Source organism: Streptomyces sp. NPDC059900 (assembly GCF_050270335.1).
Lineage (GTDB): Bacteria > Actinomycetota > Actinomycetes > Streptomycetales > Streptomycetaceae > Streptomyces.
Map to the genome: position 1 here is coordinate 646 of NZ_JBNNJZ010000929.1, position 1,458 is coordinate 2,103.

Annotated in this window: 3 protein-coding genes; 1 reads left to right on the plus strand and 2 read right to left on the minus strand. The window is 71.5% G+C overall.

Annotated elements, in window-relative coordinates; translation table 11 throughout:
- Positions 1-207 precede the first annotated feature (207 nt).
- A complete protein-coding gene (locus ACQKIP_RS45825; RefSeq protein ID WP_427745709.1) occupies positions 208-831 on the minus strand; it encodes a methyltransferase domain-containing protein in 624 nt (207 codons plus the stop codon).
- Positions 832-836: 5 nt separating this feature from the next.
- Here ACQKIP_RS45825 and ACQKIP_RS45830 point away from each other — a divergent pair, with 5 nt between their 5' ends.
- Positions 837-1,079 carry a hypothetical protein gene (locus ACQKIP_RS45830; protein WP_427745710.1) on the plus strand — a complete coding sequence of 81 codons (243 nt, stop codon included), beginning with the start codon at positions 837-839 and terminating at the stop codon, positions 1,077-1,079.
- Positions 1,080-1,209: 130 nt separating this feature from the next.
- Here the strand turns inward: ACQKIP_RS45830 and ACQKIP_RS45835 are convergent.
- Positions 1,210-1,458: hypothetical protein (locus ACQKIP_RS45835; RefSeq protein WP_427745711.1), on the minus strand; the 249-nt coding region annotated here is incomplete at its 5' end.

Here is a 1,458-nt window from a genome sequence, read left to right on the forward strand (position 1 = left end):
ACAGCGGCCTGCGCGCGAAAGCTGCCGTGCTCCGGGTCATTCCCCGGGGCGTGCGCAGGCATCCCGGCCGCGGGAAGTGAGACGGCCGGCCCCTCCGGCACGGGGCAGCCGTCTTGCTGATTGCACCGCCTCGCGCGGCAGGCCTTGGTGCGACCCCGGACGTGCCTCTCCCCGGGGCGGCTGCGGATACGGGTGACCGGACGGCACTCAGGCGGAGGCAGCGGCCACGAAGAACGGTAGGGCGATGAGGAGATGGCCCGTTGCGGCGCGTCGGCTCTGTTCGGCGAGCCACCGGTCGGCCTGGTCACGGCCGACCGCGCCGCTGCTGCGGGCCGGCTCGGTGAGCCTGGTGAGCAATGACAGCATCGCGGGGTCGGTGAACACGCTGGTGTGCACCTTGACGGTGACGTCGTCAAAACCACCGTCCAGGAGCAGGCTGCGGTACTGGCGGCCGGCGCGGGGCGCAGCCAGGAGGTCGGCGCGGGCCCGCACGATGGTGCGGGTGAGCTTCGCGTCATCCGAGTCGATCATGATGGCGTCCCAGTCCTGGCCGACCAGGACGATCCTGGCGCCCGGGCGCAGGATGCGGCGTGCTTCCTGCACCGCGCGTCCCGGCTTCCGGAGCAGGTGGAAGACCTTGTCGGCACGGTAGCCGTCCAGGCTTGCGTCGGCGAACGGCAGGTCCTCCGCCCCTGCCTGCCGGAACTCGGCCCGCGGCCACCGCTTGCGGGCCGCGGCCAGCATCCGCGGGTCCGGGTCCGCACCCACCGCATGGACGCCGTGTCCGGCCAGTTCGGAGACCGCACGTCCGGCGCCGCAGCCGATGTCCACGACGCTTGACCCGCGGGCCACAGAAAGCAGTTCGTAGGAGCGGGGCTGTCATCTGCCGCGCTGCCCGGCACAAGATCCTTCGTCCCGCCGCCGAGGAGCTCCGTTCGCGCATCGCGGCGGCCCGAGCGTCGCTGGAACTCATCGAGGACGGTCTGAGCTGCACCTACGAGGACGTCACGCAGTGCCCGAACTACCGGCGCCTGATCGCCGAGCGCGCCGGGTCCGAAGCCGGGCTGCCGAGCCGATGACCAAGGGGATCGGCTTTGTGCCGGAGAGGCGGCTGTCAGCCCCCTCCTTTGCGCTGAACGTCGCGACGACTACCGGGCTTTCGTCTCCGCAACGCCGGCTGCGCCCCAGCCGCGTAGGTGCCTGGGGTGCTCAGTGACCGGGAGTGTCCGGTCGCACGGGGCGTGGCAGTGGCTGGCGCCAATCGCCCAGCGTCGTAAGAAGGAAACAGCGGGCCAGAGCGCGGATGTCGTCCCACACCGGATCTGTGGCCAGGGAGCCGGCCCAAAAGCCAACGCGTGAATCGTCGCCGGTCTCGCCGAGGCGACGGCCCATGGCTCGAAGATCGCGCAGGGCCGTGGAGTCGAAAACGCCACGCTCCGCCAGTCCTTCGCCCACCCG